The sequence below is a fragment of the Spiroplasma endosymbiont of Phyllotreta cruciferae genome (genome assembly GCF_918697755.1).
This window is the reverse complement of record NZ_OU953854.1, coordinates 499,763-515,444: the sequence shown is the minus strand read 5'-3', so window position 1 is coordinate 515,444 and position 15,682 is coordinate 499,763. Positions and strand designations below refer to the sequence as shown.

The following is a 15,682-nucleotide window of genomic DNA, read 5'->3' as shown; positions in this document are numbered from 1 at the left end:
TCCTATTTTTAACTCGCTGGCACTCACTCCCAAGTGAAAGTGCCAAAGCGAGAATTAGTTATATAAGTATTTATCTATTTATTTATTACGCCATCCGCTTCACTGGGGGTGCGCGGTGGCGGTATATTGTTTGTTTAATAATCGACAGTTGTTTTTATAAGGTAATGCCAGAGAGTTTTCTCTCTCTTCATCCGCACAATTTCAGGTCAAAGCGTTCAGTTTTTAAAATAAATTCACTTGCACCTTGAAGAGCCTAATGCTGACTTTGTGGTTTTTATTAAACCGCTGTCACTTCTAAGAAGTAATATCTATCGCAAATTTATTTATAAAGTGACCATCTCAATATTTATTGTCGTTTGATGTTGACCTTGCACTTATCACGACTATCACTTTGTTAAAGCGTCTATTATTTCCGGGCTGATTACCGCTGGGCTAGACCGCCTCATGTGGAATAAAAACACTTAGTTATTTAAAATAACCGTTCCACACTGCATTAAGTTGTAATTTTAATAAATTAATTAACTGAAACAGAGAAAGGACAACACCTTAAATTAGGAGAAAAACAGGTACACTTTGTAAAGATTTCTAAGATATTTATAAATGTGTAAACAACTTAAATGGGGTATCAGAAAGTTGTGTAAAAAGTTTCTATTTTAAGAACTTAAGATGTTGCCCTTTCTCTGAATCAATTAAATTAATTAATAATTTTGGTTTTACAAATAAAAAAACCATTTTAGTAAATGGTTTAATTTATTATTCTTATTCAATTTCCGAGTTTTTTTCCAAAACCCCAATCTTTTTTATACGACCAAATTAAAATATATTATTGCAATTGATCCTGCCGGAATTGGGAAAACTGGGATTATTATTTATAATGTTTTGCAAAAGAAAATAATTAATAATATTACTTTTAATTCTAAAAATGAAGAAGAAGCAATAAATAATATGTATTTAATATTAAACAAATTTAAAAATAAAACTTGTTCTTATTTAAATAAAGTTATTGTAATAATTGAAGATTATCAACTTCATAAGGGTTTAAAAATAAAAAATCCACTATCTACTCCTAAATTTATTGGTGGTTTAAAAGTTTTATGTAAATATCTATTTAATTTAAATTATGTTTTACAATCACCAGTTGTTAAGAAAAATTATGTCTATAAAGGAAATATTAAAATGTCAGAGCATGAACACGATGCTTGGAAACATTTACAATATTTTTTAAAAAAGGAAGTGATAAATAATGACAGAAACAAAAAGTAATTTATCTAAAACAACAGCCACTACCAATAAGTGAAAAACAAAAAATAAAAGGGTTAATAAATTAGAATTAACTGTTAGATTACATGAAAATCCTATTAAAACTAAAATTAAGGCACTTGTTGCTGGTGGTTCTAAATAATCACCGACAATCTTAATACTAATCATTGTCAAATGGTGCTTTGCAGCAACTTGAAAAAAAGCAGTTCCTTCCATATCAACAACATCAATTTTATCTTTAAACTTTGTTTTAATATGGTTAAAATATTCTGCTTTATCAATGAAAATATCACTACTCCCTAAAACAGCTTGTTGACTATCTAATATTTTTGTTTCAGCTAACGTTAACATTGTTTCATTACTATGATAACTACTTACTTCTCCAGGAATTTGTCCAATTGCATATCCAAATGCTTGTGCATCAGCAAAAGTGTAATATGCTTCGGAAATAAGCAAAATAGTTAATGGCGGTAACCGTTTTTTTAAACTCACAACAGTTCCAATATTATAAATTGTTTTAATGGCATAATCATTAATTAAGGTTGTTAAACTCATCGCGGCATTTACTAATCCAATTTTACTAATTGCAAATAATCATGTTCCCTTTTGATATAATTTAATATCATCATACTTAATGATTTCAGTTGGTTGTAAAGCTACTATTGTTGCAGATAATTCAGCTTGCATTGCACTAATAACTAAATTCATCGTATTATTTTCCTCGCTTTCATTCTTTATAAGTTAATTTAAGTTTATTTCCTAACAAAGCAAGACCCGTTTGCATCACAGCACGTTCAAATTGCATTGTTAATAATGCTTGAAATGCTTTCATTAAATCTTGCTCTGCTAAAGCACGATAACTTTCAATACCAGGATAATTTCGTTCCGCACTAATTTTATCAGCAACAAAAATTATCATTTCAAAGGGTGTCATTTGACGATGACCAACAGTATGCCATTTTATTGCTGATAAAATTTCTTTATCAGTAAATAAAAGGTCATATTTTAAATAACAATATCCTGTATATGAATGTCAAGTTTGAATTGGTTCTTTTAAGAAACTTGGCAAATATTTTGTTAAATAAACCTCTTGTTTTTCTTTTGCTCATTGTTTTGTAATATCATGATAAGTTCCCACAATTAACGCTTTGTGAGAATCAAAGCCATGTCGTAATGCCAATTCCTGGGCCTTTTACCAACATTTAAACAATGTTGATAACGCTCAGCATCCATATTTTTAGCTAACCGTTCTGGCAAATATAATAAGTTATTATTGATATAATTTCTAATTGCGGGTAATTGTAAATTAACTTTTTTTCCTTCTCGTAACAACGTTGAAGATAAATGTAAATTATTAGTAAAAGGAATTAAAAGTGCTTGATATTGTCGCAGAACACTTTGTTTAATCTGATCATCTCGTTGAAAAATAATAAATGTCTGCATTTTTATTAGTTCAGCAATATTATTTCATTTCCCTAATTTTTGTAATTGATCAGACCCAATCATAAAGTAAAACTGATGCATAGGAAATTGTTGTTGTAATTTTAAAACAGTATCGTAAGTTGTGCTAGGTTTTGTGTTTTCTAATTCAATTAAATTAATTCTAACATATGATAATTTGCTAATTGCTAATTTAATCATTGCTAATCGATCGTTAGCGGGAGATAGTTTTCGTATTTTAAAAGGGTTTTGATTTGTTGGGATAATTCATACTTCATCAATATCTGTTTTAGTTTTAACCAATTTAATCATTGCTAAATGATCAGTATGAAATGGATCAAAACTACCCCCCAATAACGCTATCTTCATAATCCTTGCCTCCATCACCTAATTATTTTTTAACTTCCCCAAAAATGAAAAAGAAAGAATAATTATTCATCTTTGTTTTTAATTCCTAATTCAACCAAAAACATCTTCAACAGTGTCACGAATAATATGTTGAAATTGTTCAACGGATAAAGTAATTGTAAAATCATTATGTTGTTTTGAAACATAATAATATTCGTGCGATAATTTTTGTTTAATTTTAGTAATTTCTTTTTTATTCCCAGTAATTGCAATATTATCTTTTTTTGTTTGGTTTAACTTTTTATTCTTTTTTGGTTCACCTTTTTGATCTAATTCTAACTTATGATCATCACGATGTGAAATTTTAATTCGATCCATAATATATGCCATTCGATCATTAAAATTACGTTCTTTAATTTGATTTAACATTTGTTGGAATTCATTTGGCTTTAATTGCGAACTATCACGAAGATGTTTTAATCGCTCTAACCGTTCTAATAAATTTTCATGTTCATTAACATTGTTTTCTTCTTTATATTTACTTATTTGACTCCGAGCGTTTTGAACAAGACTATGAATATTATTAACATTTTTTTGATCAACAGTTGGTTTTGTATTAATTTTTAAATTATCATCTTCTATAGCTGATAATGGTGTTTCACTAACAAAATTTTCTCTAAAATCAATGCCACTTGCTGCTTCAATGTCATCATCAAAACTACTAGCTGACGCTAAATTAGCAATTATATCCTGTTTTTTCTTTCTTCTAAATCATTTAAACATATCTTTTCCTCTAACTTATATTATATATTATATAATAAATTATAAAATTTCTTGCAGTTTTTTCTAACAATGTTATGATTATAATGTAATTGACAGAGGTAGCTTATTATTTTTAATAAGTTTGAGAAATACTCTTAGAACCTGATCTAGTTAAAACTAGCGGAGGGAGTTCAAATTGATTATTTATTAATTCAATAAATTTAGTTTGATCCTCATTTTCACAGATGTTAATTATAAAGTTATTTGTGTAAGGAGATTTTTTTATATATGGAGCAAAATCTAATTTTTAAATGTACTGTAAAACAACAACAAATTGTTTTATGATACAATAAATTAACAATTTTTATTCCAATTAGTTTATATTTAGCTTTTTTAATCACTCTTAGTGTTTTACCATTAGCAACACTAAGTACCATTTTGCACTTAGCAAATGATCAAAATTTTAAAAATATATCAATTTTTTTCATTGAAATTTGTGTTTTTGGTTTAATTTTTAGTATTATATATACCATTAGTACTTGATTAACTACTTATGAAGAATATATTAATTATAAAATGCAATTTATTATTTTAAATATTATTAGTCTTAATATTCTTAATTTAATTAGTAATATTATTATTATTTATAGTTATGAAGTCAAAGTTAGTGATGTCCTTTTTTCAAAAGCAAGCAAGAAAAAACGATTCTTAATTAATTTAGGAATTTGAAAATGAAAAACATTTGATTTTGTGATTATTGCAATGTTTGCCGCAGTAACCCTTGTCTTAGCTTTTTTAGAAACACTTATTCCGATTTTACCACATGGTGGAAGTATCGCTTTAAAATATATTCCATTAACAATTATTGCTTTTATTCACTCAGCACTAGCTGGATTTATCACAGGAGCAATTAGCGCATTAATGTCGCTTTTATTTATTTCGTCAGGTTTTATTGTTTCACCGTGATCATATTTATTGGATTACTTTATTCCAATGATTGTGCCTATGATTGCTGGATTTATGCGTTTTAAGGTTAATAATGATAAAAAGTACATTACATATATTAATTATATTATTATTTGTTTTAGTATTATTAGTTTAATTTATGTTTCACAAGTTATAGTTGGCGCTCTAATTTGAACAACGTTATTCCCTGATTCAGTTTGACCAGGCTATACTAATTGATTATATTCAATTGTTTATAACTTTATTCATAATTTTATTTTTACTTATCCAATTATGCAAATTGTGATTTCGCTAGCGTTGCGGGGTTTAACTCCGGTCTTTTGACAACGTTATTTAAAATATGAAGGTTAAAAAACTTAAAAAACTAGGTGTTTTCTTCCCTAGTTTTTTTATTATTATGAAGGTTTATTTTTTTAATAATAATTCTCATCATGTGTCATGCAATTTGACTTTTGTTTGTTGATGATAAATTGGTTTAAATAAATAAATGAGTAACAATCATAACCCAATAATTGGAATTCCTAAAATAAAACTAATTAAGAACTGTCATGGTCGTGCTAAATCTTTTAATCCCAATGCTCAAGCAATATCACCAACAATATAATTCTCACCAAAATATTGGTTAAATAATTCCACTGTGACAATAATAATAATTCCGGTGATAAAACTAGTTTGAATTGTTTTTCGTGAAAACTGATAATTTGTTAAACCATATAAATAAACATACATAAAACCAAATAAAGTAAACGTATGACCAAAATAAAAAAAATAATAACTTCATTCCAATATTGTCGGTTGTTTACTTGGAAAAATTAATGTTAAAATTGGTCCCATAATTCCTAATGGAAAAAAACAATTTAAAAAAATTTTATTTGGGTAAAATAACATTATTAATGCTACTCAAGCGACAATCGTACAAGAATATAAGGTAAAATAATTTGAAAAATGTTGTTATCCGCCATGACTTAACATTTCTCACATCCGATCTGCTTCTACAATGACTAGCCAAATTGCAATTCCAACTCGTAAATAACAATACTTGGTTGTTTTTGCATAAAAATTTGGAAAAATTCATAATGTTGTTCATAACAAAAAAGATAAAATAATTGCTAAAACCCACGAAAAAATAACCATTTAATAAATTCCCCTTTTAGTTTTTTCTATGTCATTAATATTTTATCTTATTATCATGTTAATTGATATAAAACATGTTTTGATAATCAATTAGTTTTTACTAGATTTAGATGATAAAACTCTTGTACTTTTTGCATTCCAAGTTTTTTCATAACATTTTCTGATTGATGATTAAAAACACTGGTAAAACTATAAATCATTTGAAAAGGTAAATTATTTTTAGCATAATTTAAACATCCTTGTGCTGATTCAGTTGCAAAACCTTGTCCTCAAGTTGATTGTTTTAACCTCCATCCAATTTCAACACAGGGGGTAAAATCAGCGGGGAAAGTAACATTATTAAAACCACAAAAACCAAGAAATTCATGTCTTTATTTTGCTTCAACAACATATAAACCATAACCGTTGGTTTTAAAATCAGTTTGAATTTTAGCATAAAAATCAGTTGTTTCTGCAACTGATAAAACCTTTGGAAAATATTTCATTACCATTTTATCAGCATTTAATAATTGAAATGCTGATAAATCAGTAGGTTTTCACATTTTAATTATTAGTCGGGGTGTTTCAAATAAAATCATTTGGTACTCCTATTTCTAATTAAATCATAAATAAAAATTCAATTATCATTATTTTGATAATTGAATTTTTTTACTAATGGCATTAACAATATTTTCAACATTAAAACCAAAATATTCTAACACATCATGGAATGGTCCTGATTGACCAAAAGTATTGATTCCAAAGTTTAATCCCGTATTTGAAGTATAACGTTCTCAACCAAAGGTTGTTCCTAATTCAATCGAAGCAATTAACGCTGTTGGTTCCAACAATTTTGTTTTATAAGTAATATCTTGCTTATCGAATAATTCTCATGATGGCATTGAGACTACTTTTACATTAATCTTTTTATCATGCTCTAAATTTTTTGCAACAGCAATAGCCATACTTACTTCGCTACCTGTTGCAATTAAAACGACATTATTATGATGCTCTGAACCATAAACTTGATATGCTCCCTTTTTGACCATTTCAACGCTAGAATGTTCCAACTCTGGTAAATCTTGACGTGTAATTAAAATAGCACTTGGAGTATGACGAGACTGCAGCGCAAGATGATAAGCTCCTAGTGTTTCATTAAAATCTGCTGGACGAAAAACATTTAAATTTGGTTGACTTCGTAACATTGCTAATTGCTCAATTGGCTGATGTGTTGGTCCATCTTCACCAACAGCAATAGAATCATGTGATAAAACATAAACAACTGGGTTTTCCATTAGTGAACTTAACCGAATTGCTGGTTTCATATAATCAGCAAAAACAAAAAAGCCACTAGCAAATGGTAATAAACCACGATGTAAACATATTCCATTATTAATAGCTGTCATTGCAAATTCACGAACTCCATAGGATAGATTACGTCCCTTGCGATTTTCTGCGCTATAAACACCATCTGCTCCTTTTGCTTTAGTACTCCCACTTAAATCAGCACTACCACCAATTCAATTTGGAATAATGTTTGAAATGCGTTCAATAATAGCACCGCTACTAATGCGGGTTGCTTGCGGTTTCGTTGGTTTTAAGTCAAGAAATTGTTGTGGATCAAAAGTAAAGTTCCCGTGAATTGCTTCATCGACTTCTTTTCCTAAAGCTGGGTTTTCCTGACAAAATGCTTCATACATTTTTAACCATTGTTCATATTTTTTAATTCCACGATTTTTAACATTAACTTCAAAATCATCATAAATTTCACCAGGAATTTCAAATGGTTTTTCGGTTCATCCTAATAAATTACGAACGGTTTCAATATCTGTTCCTAACGGTGCACCATGAACTGCTGGTGTCCCTTGTTTCGTTGCTCCAAATCCAATTATTGTTTTTACTTCAATTAAAGTTGGTTTATCACTATTTTTTGCTTTAATAATAGCTTCGTTAATTGCTTCAACATCATTACCATCTTTAACAAAAAGATAATTTCAATTTGCTGCTTGAAAACGATCGCCAATTTTTTCACTTTGTGCAACATTAACCATATTATCTAATTGAACATCATTTGAATCAAATAGGACAATTAATTTATTTAACTTTCAATGTCCAGCTAAAGAAATCGCTTCTTGAGTTACCCCTTCTTGTAAATCACCATCACCACACAAAACATAAGTATAATGATCAAAAAGCGAATATTTTTTCGTATTATATTTTGCTGCCAAATGTGACTCTGCTAATGCTAAGCCAACTGCCGTTGCAATTCCTTGTCCTAATGGGCCAGTAGTAACATCAACCCCTGGTGTTAAATATGACTCAGGATGACCAGGAGTAATTGAATCAACTTGACGAAAATTTCGTAAATCTTCAATGTTAAGGTCAAATCCTGATAAATGTAATAAAGAATATAATAAAGCACTCCCGTGTCCTGCTGCTAAAACGAACCGATCCCGGTTAGTTCATTTATCAACTTGCGGATTAACATTTAGATGCTTAGTAAATAAAGTATAGGCCATTGGCGCAGCCCCAAGAACAATGCCTGGATGCCCTGAATTAGCTTTATTAATTGCTTCAATTCCTAACATTCTAATTGCATCAATTGATTTTTTCATTCTGTATTCTCCTTTTTTATACACTGTTTAATTAATATTCATATTAACATTGTACAACGAATTAAAAGAAAAATATTTATAATTTGTAAACTAATTATTTAAATCTTACTTTTTTCTAATTATTAATTTATAATAAGAAAAAGTTGGCATTTCAAAATAGAAAAAGAGTGAATTAGAGTGCACCCCAAAAAGTAAGTAAAGTAAAAAAAGACTTTGCTAAACTTTTAAAGGAGGTGCATTTTTATATGGCAAGAAAAGGTCAAAAATATAACAAATATACATCAGAATTTAGAACAAAAATCATTGAGGAAATTAAACAAAAAAGTTGTTGAGTAGTAGCAAAACAATATAATCTAAATGCAAATACAGTAGAATCTTGATGAGCAAATCATAAAAAAGGAAAATTAAACAATCATAAAGGACCTAAAATCTCTTTTGGTAAAAGAGATTTAGAATATTATAAAACAAGGTATGAATTATTAAAAAAGCTCCATGACTTTTACAATTAAGCAAACTAAGAATCGTCTCTTTTATTAAACAAAATTGTCATGAATATTCAATAAAATTATTATTAGAAGTAACGGGGTTAAAACGTAGTTATTGAGATAAATATAAAAATTATGACAGTAGCAAAAAAGATAAAGAAGCAATAAATGATATTGTAAAAGTCTATGAAGAAAATTTAAAACAATTTGGATATCGAAGAATTACTAAATATTTAAAAGAAGATTATGATATAAAATATAATTCAAAAAAAGTTTTAAGGATTATGCGTTATAATCAAATACAACCTGAATATGTAAGAAAAATGAGAAGAAAAATGAAATATAAACAGAATAAAGAAAAAAGTTTATTGCAATATCCTGATTTAATTAATCGTAAATTCAATGATATAAAAACAAGGTTTTCAGTGCTATATACTGATGTAACATATTTAATTTGAAAAAGAGAAAAATATTATCAATCAACAATTATTGATGGATATACTAAAGAAATAGTTGATGTAAAGTGATCTAAATATAATGACAATAAATTAGTAATAGATAATTTAAATGATGCAATTAATAAAATAAAATTAATAAAAAAAGATCTGAATGGAATAATAATTCATTCATACCACGGATATCAATACACATCCGCTATTTATCTCGATAAATGTGTATCTAACGGTATTATAATTTCAATGGGGAAAAATTACCACTGTGCAGATAATATTGTTATAGAAAGTTTTCATTCATTACTTAAGAAAGCTACAATCCATAATAAAATATATAATTCACATGAAGAATATATACAAGATGTTATAAAATGAAATACATGATATTCAAATCGTAAAGAAAAAGATATAATAAAAAAATAGTAAATACTTTTTATTAGTACTTACTAAAATGGGTGCAGTCTAACCCCCTCTTTTTTTTATTCTTGTTCGAATAACAAGTCAGCATAAGTCTTTTTAAGGCGGGAAGCATAAACCGTAAATTACTTTTTTGTTAAAAGAATAAACCGTTAACTTTATTTTACACTATTATTTTACTAATACAATACTTTATGTATAAATTATATTAAAAAAACTTAATGTATTTTGTTGCTAATTTATCCTTTAAAACGCATAATAAGGGTATTTACATTTAATTATATTTTTATATAATTTAACTAATAAAAGAGGGATATTACACATGAAAAGATTATTAAGTATTATTGGTGCAATATCATTAGTCGGAACAAGTACAACAAGTTTAGTTGCTTGTAATACAAAAGAATATTCATCCGAAAAATTAAAAGAACTTAAAGAGAAAAACAAAATAAATACAACTGATGAAAATGTTAAAAACAATTTAGAATGAATATCACCACAAGAAAAACCATTTAATAAAGTTGATAATAAATGGTATTATGTTATCTGAAAAGGTAGAAATTGAAATATTACCAAGTTTAAAAATGATGAAGAAATAATACCTCCAAAGCATGAATATGAATATAAACTTCTACAGGAAAAAGAAGAATATAAAATTCAATTACGCTATTACTCACATAATGATACTAAGATTGATTTAATTATTTTTAAATCAATTAATGAACCAACTTTAATTTGAGGAAAAAACAGTAATAATTTTAAATCAATTTATCGTTGAAATTTAGATACTAAGGAATCTAACTTAATTATTGATAATAAAGGTAATGTAAAAGTTAAATAAAAATGTATTGTGTAAATTCAAGCAGCAAATTCTGTCTCTTGTTAATCTGATAATAACATCATTTAAAATAAATGCAACTATTTTTTTAAAAAAATTAAATTATTTGTAAATTTAATCTATTTTAAGCATATTTAAACACACTGAAAAATAATTTATTAAATTTTTCAAATAAATTTATCTAAAATTCTCTAAAAATACTTCTTTAGCTGTTCTTCAATTCAAACAAGGTCTTAATTTTTCATTCATAACATTAACTACTCAATCTATTTCTTGTTGCGTAACATTATTAAAATCTGTTCCTTTAATATATCGTTTTCTAAATTCACGATTCATTCTTTAAATTAATGGTTTTTGTTTTAGTGAACCTGGATCACAAAAATAAATATTAGAACCAGTAATATTTTCCATTTCTTTAAATTTACTAAATTCTTTTCCTCTATCAGTTATTATTCCTTTAATTTTTCCAACTAAACCATTAATTCTAACTATATGTTCAAGTTTTTCTAAAACTTCATTAGCAGTATGTTCTTCTAATTTCATAGCAAAGTATTTTTTACTTGATTTCTCTGCCAAAACCAAACAACTAGATTGATGGTCTTTACCAACTACCGTATCCATTTCAAATCAACCAACATTAGATTGTTTATTTTCAATATCTCAAATTGACCCAAATCTTTCATCTAATTTTCCACGATTATCAGATCTTTTCTTTGTTCTATTTCTTCTGCCACCATTTAATAAATTTTTCTTTAACAAACCCAAAAGACCTAAATAAATTCATTTATAAAATGTTTTAAGACAAGCAGGAAATTTGACACCAAACTTTATTAAAAATCGTTGAATAATTTCTGCTGGTGAATCGTAAAGAATATTAAATCGTAAATTTAAAAATTCTTGTTGTTCGTCTGTAAATGCGGGCAGTTTTTTAATACATTTTTTTCTTTTTTGTTTATAATCTTTTTGTGCTTCATATGGATTATAATCTTCTACCTTTTTAAATCGATTTATTTCTCTTTTAATAGTATTAACTGCACGACCCGTTTGTCTTGATATTTCAGATAAATTAAGTGTGCCATTTTTCTTTTTACAACTATCAGATAACAATAAATCATTAAATAAATTTCGTTCATCATATTTTACATGTGTATATTTTTGCATTTTTCTGTCTCCAATTCTTTTTAAAATATTTATAACATTAAATTAAAAATTATTGACAATTATTTTTATAAATATATAATTTAAATAATAAACAGTAAGTAAATTCTGTCTCTTAAAGCTGTTTATAAAAAAATAAAGTAATTAAGTTTACTTTTTTTTATTTTGGTGTAAAATATAGATAATAAAAAAAGAACAAAATATTATATTAAGTTCTTTGATATATTGATACAGTTTTATGGGTTTTTATTCTCTTTTATTTAATCATATTTATTAAATAATAGCAATTTTAATATGCAAAAAGGAGTAAAAATGAAAGAATTTAATCCAAAAACAGCAAGTTTAAGCACATTTAAGCGTAAAATAGAAGAATTTTGAGCCGATAAGAAACATAATATTCCCTATACTTTGAATGATTTAACCAATAAATTCAACCTTTCTCGCCATTGAAGACAAGAAATTTATCGGAGCGAAAATATAGTTCCTTTAATTGAAAGACAAATTAATAGGATTGAAAGTGAGATAATTAATTTTATGATGAAATCACCTGATGGTGCTAAATTATATTGACAACGAGCATTTAATTATAAATATTCACTGCAAGAAAAAGAACTTGAAAAAGAATTAAACTTAAATAATCAACAACCAATAATAGTTAATTTACAAACGGATATTAGAGATATTAAAAAAGAAAGTGATAATAATGCTTAATAATTTTACTTATTTGTTAGAAACGCCTTATTGGTTATTACAAAATAGTAATGTTGGTAATAAATATCCATTTGCAAAAAAATATGAGCTCGTGAATGAAATTAATCAAATTGGCACACGATATAGTGGTAAAACAATTTCAAATATTAAAATGTTTGGTGAATTATTAAAAATTAGTTTATTAATTAAAGAACCAATTTGTATTATTGCTAGTATGATGTATTGGAGTAAAGATTTAAAAGATAGTGTGTTTCAAAATATATGAAATATGCTAGATGAAAATCATATTCCTTATACTATTAATTTATCAAATTTTACTTTTACTTTATCAAATGGTAGCAAAATATATTGTAAAGGTTTACATTCACCTAGCAGGAAAGAAAAATTAAAAGCTTTTGCTGATTTAAATAAATATAAATTAGTTATTGATTGAAGAGAAGAATGTGACCAATTTCAACAAAAAGATTTAAGTGATTTAGAGTTTGCTATTCGTGGTTATAAAAATAAAATAACAATTAATACATGTAATCCTGAAAGTTTAAAAAGATATATTGTTGGTTATTGTAATGAATTAATGCATTTTGATGAAGAACTAATGCGTAGTAAATATGAACAAATTACTTATATAGAAAAATGAAATATGAAAATTATTATTCATTATTCTAGTTGAAGACTTAATTATGAATTACCACAAGATAAAGTTAATGAACAATTAAGATTAGAGCAGTTAGATATTGAAAGAGCAAGAGTTTGGAGTTGAGGTTTACCAGGCAATACTAGCGGTTCAATCTTTGCGAGATATATTGATATTATGCAAGCAACAGATATTATACAACCAACTAAATTATTAGGTGGTGTTGATATTGCTAATGCTACTAGTCCTAAAGGACATACAACAGCAGCTAGTTTTTGAATATATAACTCATTTGATAAAAAAGCCTATAAAGTTGCTGAATATACTCATTCAAATGCTACTCAACAATTTAAAACTGAATTAGAACAAGTTAAAGATATTTTAGAGTTTTATAACAATCAATTAAATCAATATTTTAATTTAATACAGCAAGGAATATCAATTAATGTTGATGATAGTGCTTATTCAACATTACAAAGTTTAAATAGAGAAAAATATAATTATAGTTTTGGTCAATATATGACATTTAAACCAGCACAAAAACAAAAATTTAAAATAAGACATCGTATTGAAGCTTTTACAATGTTAATAAATACTAATCAATTAAAATGATTATGAGAAAAATGTCCTGTAAGTAAAACCCAATATGAATTAATACAATGAGAAGATAAACCAGATGCCAGAGAAGAAAAAATGTTAGACTTATATGATGATACCTTTGATAGTGATTTTTATGCCTTACACTTTGAATTAATACCAATGGTTAAACATAATAGTTCAGCAGATTATAAATTATGACAACAAAGGGAGTGAATAACTTAATGAAAAAAGATATTTATGTAATACATGATGAGCGTGTAATAAATGCAAAAAGACCATATATGTCTGTTTGTGGACAAGTTAAAAAAAGACTTTGTCAAGAATTAAAAAAGATAATATCGCAATATGTAAATTAAATTTATATAACGAATATATTAAGAAATATCAAAAAGTTAAAGTATGTGTACAAGTTTTAGCAAATGAACCTAGTTTATTAACAGTAAATATTATTAATTATGCACTTATCTTAAATTTAAAGGAGCAAAATAACCACGAATAATACTTTCCCTAGTTTACCAAACTTAAATGATATTAATAGTGTTTTAAAATTTTATAATTATGATTGAACGATTAATTTAGCAAATATTATTGCTCGCCATCAAATGCGATTAATAAATGGTAAAGATATTTTATTTAAATCTCATCGTAAAGACATTTTAGAAAAATTAAACTGATGATATGAAACTTATAAAATAAAAGAAAAATTAGATAAAAACGAATTAACAGCAAGTTTAATGGGTAAAACTATCTTTGGTTTATTAGAAACTAGTGATGGAAATATTGATTTATGAATTAACCCTTTTAACTTTACATCTCGTGTAAGTAAAATAAATGAAATAGAACAAGGTGCTGATATTTGATTAAATTATCATCAATCAGATAGTGGTTTTATTTTAAATTTAATTTGTACCAAAGATAAAATAGTTATTAAAGGTTGACCTAAAAATAATGAAGTAGTTGTTGGGCAAAGTAAAACACAAATTAAAGATGATGTTAGACCTGTTTTGGTACAAGAATTTAAAAATAAATTAGGCATAGTCCCTTTTTGAGAAATGATTAATGAACCTAACCCTTTATTTTTATCAACATCAACTACATTAAACCCATGACCTACAATGGCAAATTGTTATAAATTACAATTTGATTTAGAAGATAGTTTTAATATTAAATCAAAAGAACGATGAGCAAATCGTACACATTGATATGGAATATTAGATGATGATTTAATGAGTGCCTATAACAAAGGTAATAAAAAAGTATTACAAGATGCTTTTGATGATATTTTTATTCAATCAGGTCAATCGGCCGTTGATGGTCAATTATCCCAATCTTTACAAGTAGTACAAGGTACACCAACCTTAGAAACATATACTGAAGACCAAAAATCTATTATTGAACAAGTATATTTAGCATGTCATTTTTCTAGTCCTTTTGGTGATAAATCAGATAATGACCAAAATAAAACACAGTCATTATTAACTAAAACAAAAGACTTAGAAAAACAAGCATATTTACAAGCATATCGTAAGCAATACTATACTAAAATGTTTGATACTGTTTTAAAATATTATGGTTTATGAGATGGGAATGGTGAACGAGAATATGGTTTTGATTTTATTAGAGCTAGTTTAGTTGACCAAATGCGACAAAATGAATTAATTACAGCCAGATTAGATAATGGCACAATGGAGCCAATAAGAGCAATTACTGAATATGATAATATTGATGAATTAGAAGCAGCAAAATATTTAGAAAAAATAGAAGCATGACAAGATAAAATGCAAACTAAAGAAATCGAACATAATAATAAATTACTAGAATATGATGAAACTGGTAATAATCAAAATGCCTTACAAGGTAGAACAGAAATAAAGGAGAATTAA

The 15,682-nt window shown here is 26.4% G+C and carries 18 protein-coding genes, 3 pseudogenes and 1 riboswitch; of the genes and pseudogenes, 11 read left to right on the top strand and 10 right to left on the bottom strand.

Going from position 1 to position 15,682, the window contains the following annotated elements; genetic code table 4:
- Positions 1 to 879: 879 nt before the first annotated feature.
- Complete coding sequence (locus tag NL276_RS03365) at positions 880 to 1,263, top strand: hypothetical protein (RefSeq protein WP_253301172.1); 384 nt, start codon at positions 880 to 882, stop codon at positions 1,261 to 1,263.
- Here NL276_RS03365 and NL276_RS03360 read toward each other — a convergent pair.
- The 4 genes from NL276_RS03360 to NL276_RS03345 all read right to left on the bottom strand — a co-directional run bounded on the left by NL276_RS03360 (position 1,222) and on the right by NL276_RS03345 (position 3,831).
- Positions 1,222 to 1,968 (bottom strand): 5'-methylthioadenosine/S-adenosylhomocysteine nucleosidase, encoded by a 747-nt coding sequence (locus NL276_RS03360; RefSeq protein ID WP_253301171.1) that lies wholly within the window; start codon positions 1,966 to 1,968, stop codon positions 1,222 to 1,224. The genes NL276_RS03365 and NL276_RS03360 overlap by 42 nt on opposite strands.
- A 4-nt stretch (positions 1,969 to 1,972) precedes the next feature.
- Positions 1,973 to 2,398: a bis(5'-nucleosyl)-tetraphosphatase (symmetrical) YqeK gene (gene yqeK, locus NL276_RS03355; protein ID WP_253301170.1), complete on the bottom strand. Its 426-nt coding sequence runs from the start codon at positions 2,396 to 2,398 to the stop codon at positions 1,973 to 1,975.
- 2 nt (positions 2,399 to 2,400) lie between these two features.
- Positions 2,401 to 3,084: a nicotinate (nicotinamide) nucleotide adenylyltransferase gene (gene nadD / locus NL276_RS03350; protein WP_253301169.1), complete on the bottom strand. Its 684-nt coding sequence runs from the start codon at positions 3,082 to 3,084 to the stop codon at positions 2,401 to 2,403.
- A 63-nt stretch (positions 3,085 to 3,147) separates the two neighbouring features.
- A complete protein-coding gene (locus tag NL276_RS03345) occupies positions 3,148 to 3,831 on the bottom strand; it encodes a hypothetical protein (protein WP_253301168.1) in 684 nt (227 codons plus the stop codon).
- An 84-nt stretch (positions 3,832 to 3,915) separates the two neighbouring features.
- Positions 3,916 to 4,016, top strand: a riboswitch (TPP riboswitch).
- An 82-nt stretch (positions 4,017 to 4,098) separates the two neighbouring features.
- Here NL276_RS03345 and NL276_RS03340 point away from each other — a divergent pair.
- Positions 4,099 to 5,127, top strand: a complete 1,029-nt coding sequence (locus NL276_RS03340; protein ID WP_253301167.1) for an energy-coupled thiamine transporter ThiT — start codon at positions 4,099 to 4,101, stop codon at positions 5,125 to 5,127.
- Between the two features lie 54 nt (positions 5,128 to 5,181).
- On the opposite strand, the gene NL276_RS03335 is transcribed toward NL276_RS03340, so the two are convergent.
- From NL276_RS03335 to tkt, 5 genes and pseudogenes are all read right to left on the bottom strand, one after another.
- Positions 5,182 to 5,664, bottom strand: a complete 483-nt coding sequence (locus NL276_RS03335) for a TMEM164 family acyltransferase (RefSeq protein WP_253301166.1) — start codon at positions 5,662 to 5,664, stop codon at positions 5,182 to 5,184.
- A 63-nt stretch (positions 5,665 to 5,727) separates the two neighbouring features.
- Positions 5,728 to 5,910, bottom strand: a complete 183-nt coding sequence (locus NL276_RS03330) for a hypothetical protein (protein ID WP_253301165.1) — start codon at positions 5,908 to 5,910, stop codon at positions 5,728 to 5,730.
- 50 nt (positions 5,911 to 5,960) lie between these two features.
- Positions 5,961 to 6,263 (bottom strand): annotated as a pseudogene (locus NL276_RS03325) (GNAT family N-acetyltransferase); the annotation flags it as partial.
- 18 nt (positions 6,264 to 6,281) lie between these two features.
- Positions 6,282 to 6,488 carry a GNAT family N-acetyltransferase gene (locus NL276_RS03320; protein ID WP_253301164.1) on the bottom strand — a complete coding sequence of 69 codons (207 nt, stop codon included), beginning with the start codon at positions 6,486 to 6,488 and terminating at the stop codon, positions 6,282 to 6,284.
- Positions 6,489 to 6,536: 48 nt separating this feature from the next.
- Complete coding sequence (gene tkt / locus NL276_RS03315) at positions 6,537 to 8,504, bottom strand: transketolase (RefSeq protein WP_253301163.1); 1,968 nt, start codon at positions 8,502 to 8,504, stop codon at positions 6,537 to 6,539.
- A 245-nt stretch (positions 8,505 to 8,749) separates the two neighbouring features.
- On the opposite strand from tkt, the gene NL276_RS03310 reads away from it, so the two are divergent.
- The 4 genes and pseudogenes from NL276_RS03310 to NL276_RS03300 all read left to right on the top strand — a co-directional run bounded on the left by NL276_RS03310 (position 8,750) and on the right by NL276_RS03300 (position 10,699).
- Positions 8,750 to 9,013 carry a transposase family protein gene (locus tag NL276_RS03310; protein WP_253301010.1) on the top strand — a complete coding sequence of 88 codons (264 nt, stop codon included), beginning with the start codon at positions 8,750 to 8,752 and terminating at the stop codon, positions 9,011 to 9,013.
- Positions 8,980 to 9,300: pseudogene (locus NL276_RS05215) on the top strand (IS3 family transposase); the annotation flags it as partial. The gene NL276_RS03310 and the pseudogene NL276_RS05215, both read left to right, overlap by 34 nt.
- Before the next feature lie 12 nt (positions 9,301 to 9,312).
- On the top strand, positions 9,313 to 9,864 hold the full coding sequence (locus NL276_RS03305; protein WP_253301162.1) for a DDE-type integrase/transposase/recombinase: 552 nt from the start codon (positions 9,313 to 9,315) through the stop codon (positions 9,862 to 9,864).
- Positions 9,865 to 10,180: 316 nt separating this feature from the next.
- The gene (locus NL276_RS03300; protein ID WP_253301161.1) at positions 10,181 to 10,699 is read left to right on the top strand and encodes a lipoprotein; all 519 of its coding nucleotides are present in this window, start codon (positions 10,181 to 10,183) and stop codon (positions 10,697 to 10,699) included.
- A 174-nt stretch (positions 10,700 to 10,873) separates the two neighbouring features.
- On the opposite strand, the pseudogene NL276_RS03295 reads toward NL276_RS03300, so the two are convergent.
- Positions 10,874 to 11,857: pseudogene (locus tag NL276_RS03295) on the bottom strand (IS30 family transposase).
- A 309-nt stretch (positions 11,858 to 12,166) separates the two neighbouring features.
- On the opposite strand from NL276_RS03295, the gene NL276_RS03290 reads away from it, so the two are divergent.
- The 5 genes from NL276_RS03290 to NL276_RS03275 all read left to right on the top strand — a co-directional run bounded on the left by NL276_RS03290 (position 12,167) and on the right by NL276_RS03275 (position 15,682).
- Complete coding sequence (locus NL276_RS03290) at positions 12,167 to 12,565, top strand: hypothetical protein (protein WP_253301028.1); 399 nt, start codon at positions 12,167 to 12,169, stop codon at positions 12,563 to 12,565.
- On the top strand, positions 12,558 to 14,021 hold the full coding sequence (locus tag NL276_RS03285) for a PBSX family phage terminase large subunit (protein WP_253301160.1): 1,464 nt from the start codon (positions 12,558 to 12,560) through the stop codon (positions 14,019 to 14,021). Before NL276_RS03290 ends, NL276_RS03285 begins: the two co-directional genes overlap by 8 nt.
- The gene (locus tag NL276_RS04970) at positions 14,021 to 14,155 is read left to right on the top strand and encodes a hypothetical protein (RefSeq protein ID WP_256468760.1); all 135 of its coding nucleotides are present in this window, start codon (positions 14,021 to 14,023) and stop codon (positions 14,153 to 14,155) included. The genes NL276_RS03285 and NL276_RS04970 overlap by 1 nt, the downstream gene beginning before the upstream one ends.
- Positions 14,113 to 14,298 (top strand): hypothetical protein, encoded by a 186-nt coding sequence (locus NL276_RS03280; RefSeq protein ID WP_253301159.1) that lies wholly within the window; start codon positions 14,113 to 14,115, stop codon positions 14,296 to 14,298. The genes NL276_RS04970 and NL276_RS03280 overlap by 43 nt, the downstream gene beginning before the upstream one ends.
- A gap of 103 nt (positions 14,299 to 14,401) precedes the next feature.
- The gene (locus tag NL276_RS03275) at positions 14,402 to 15,682 is read left to right on the top strand and encodes a hypothetical protein (RefSeq protein ID WP_253301158.1); all 1,281 of its coding nucleotides are present in this window, start codon (positions 14,402 to 14,404) and stop codon (positions 15,680 to 15,682) included.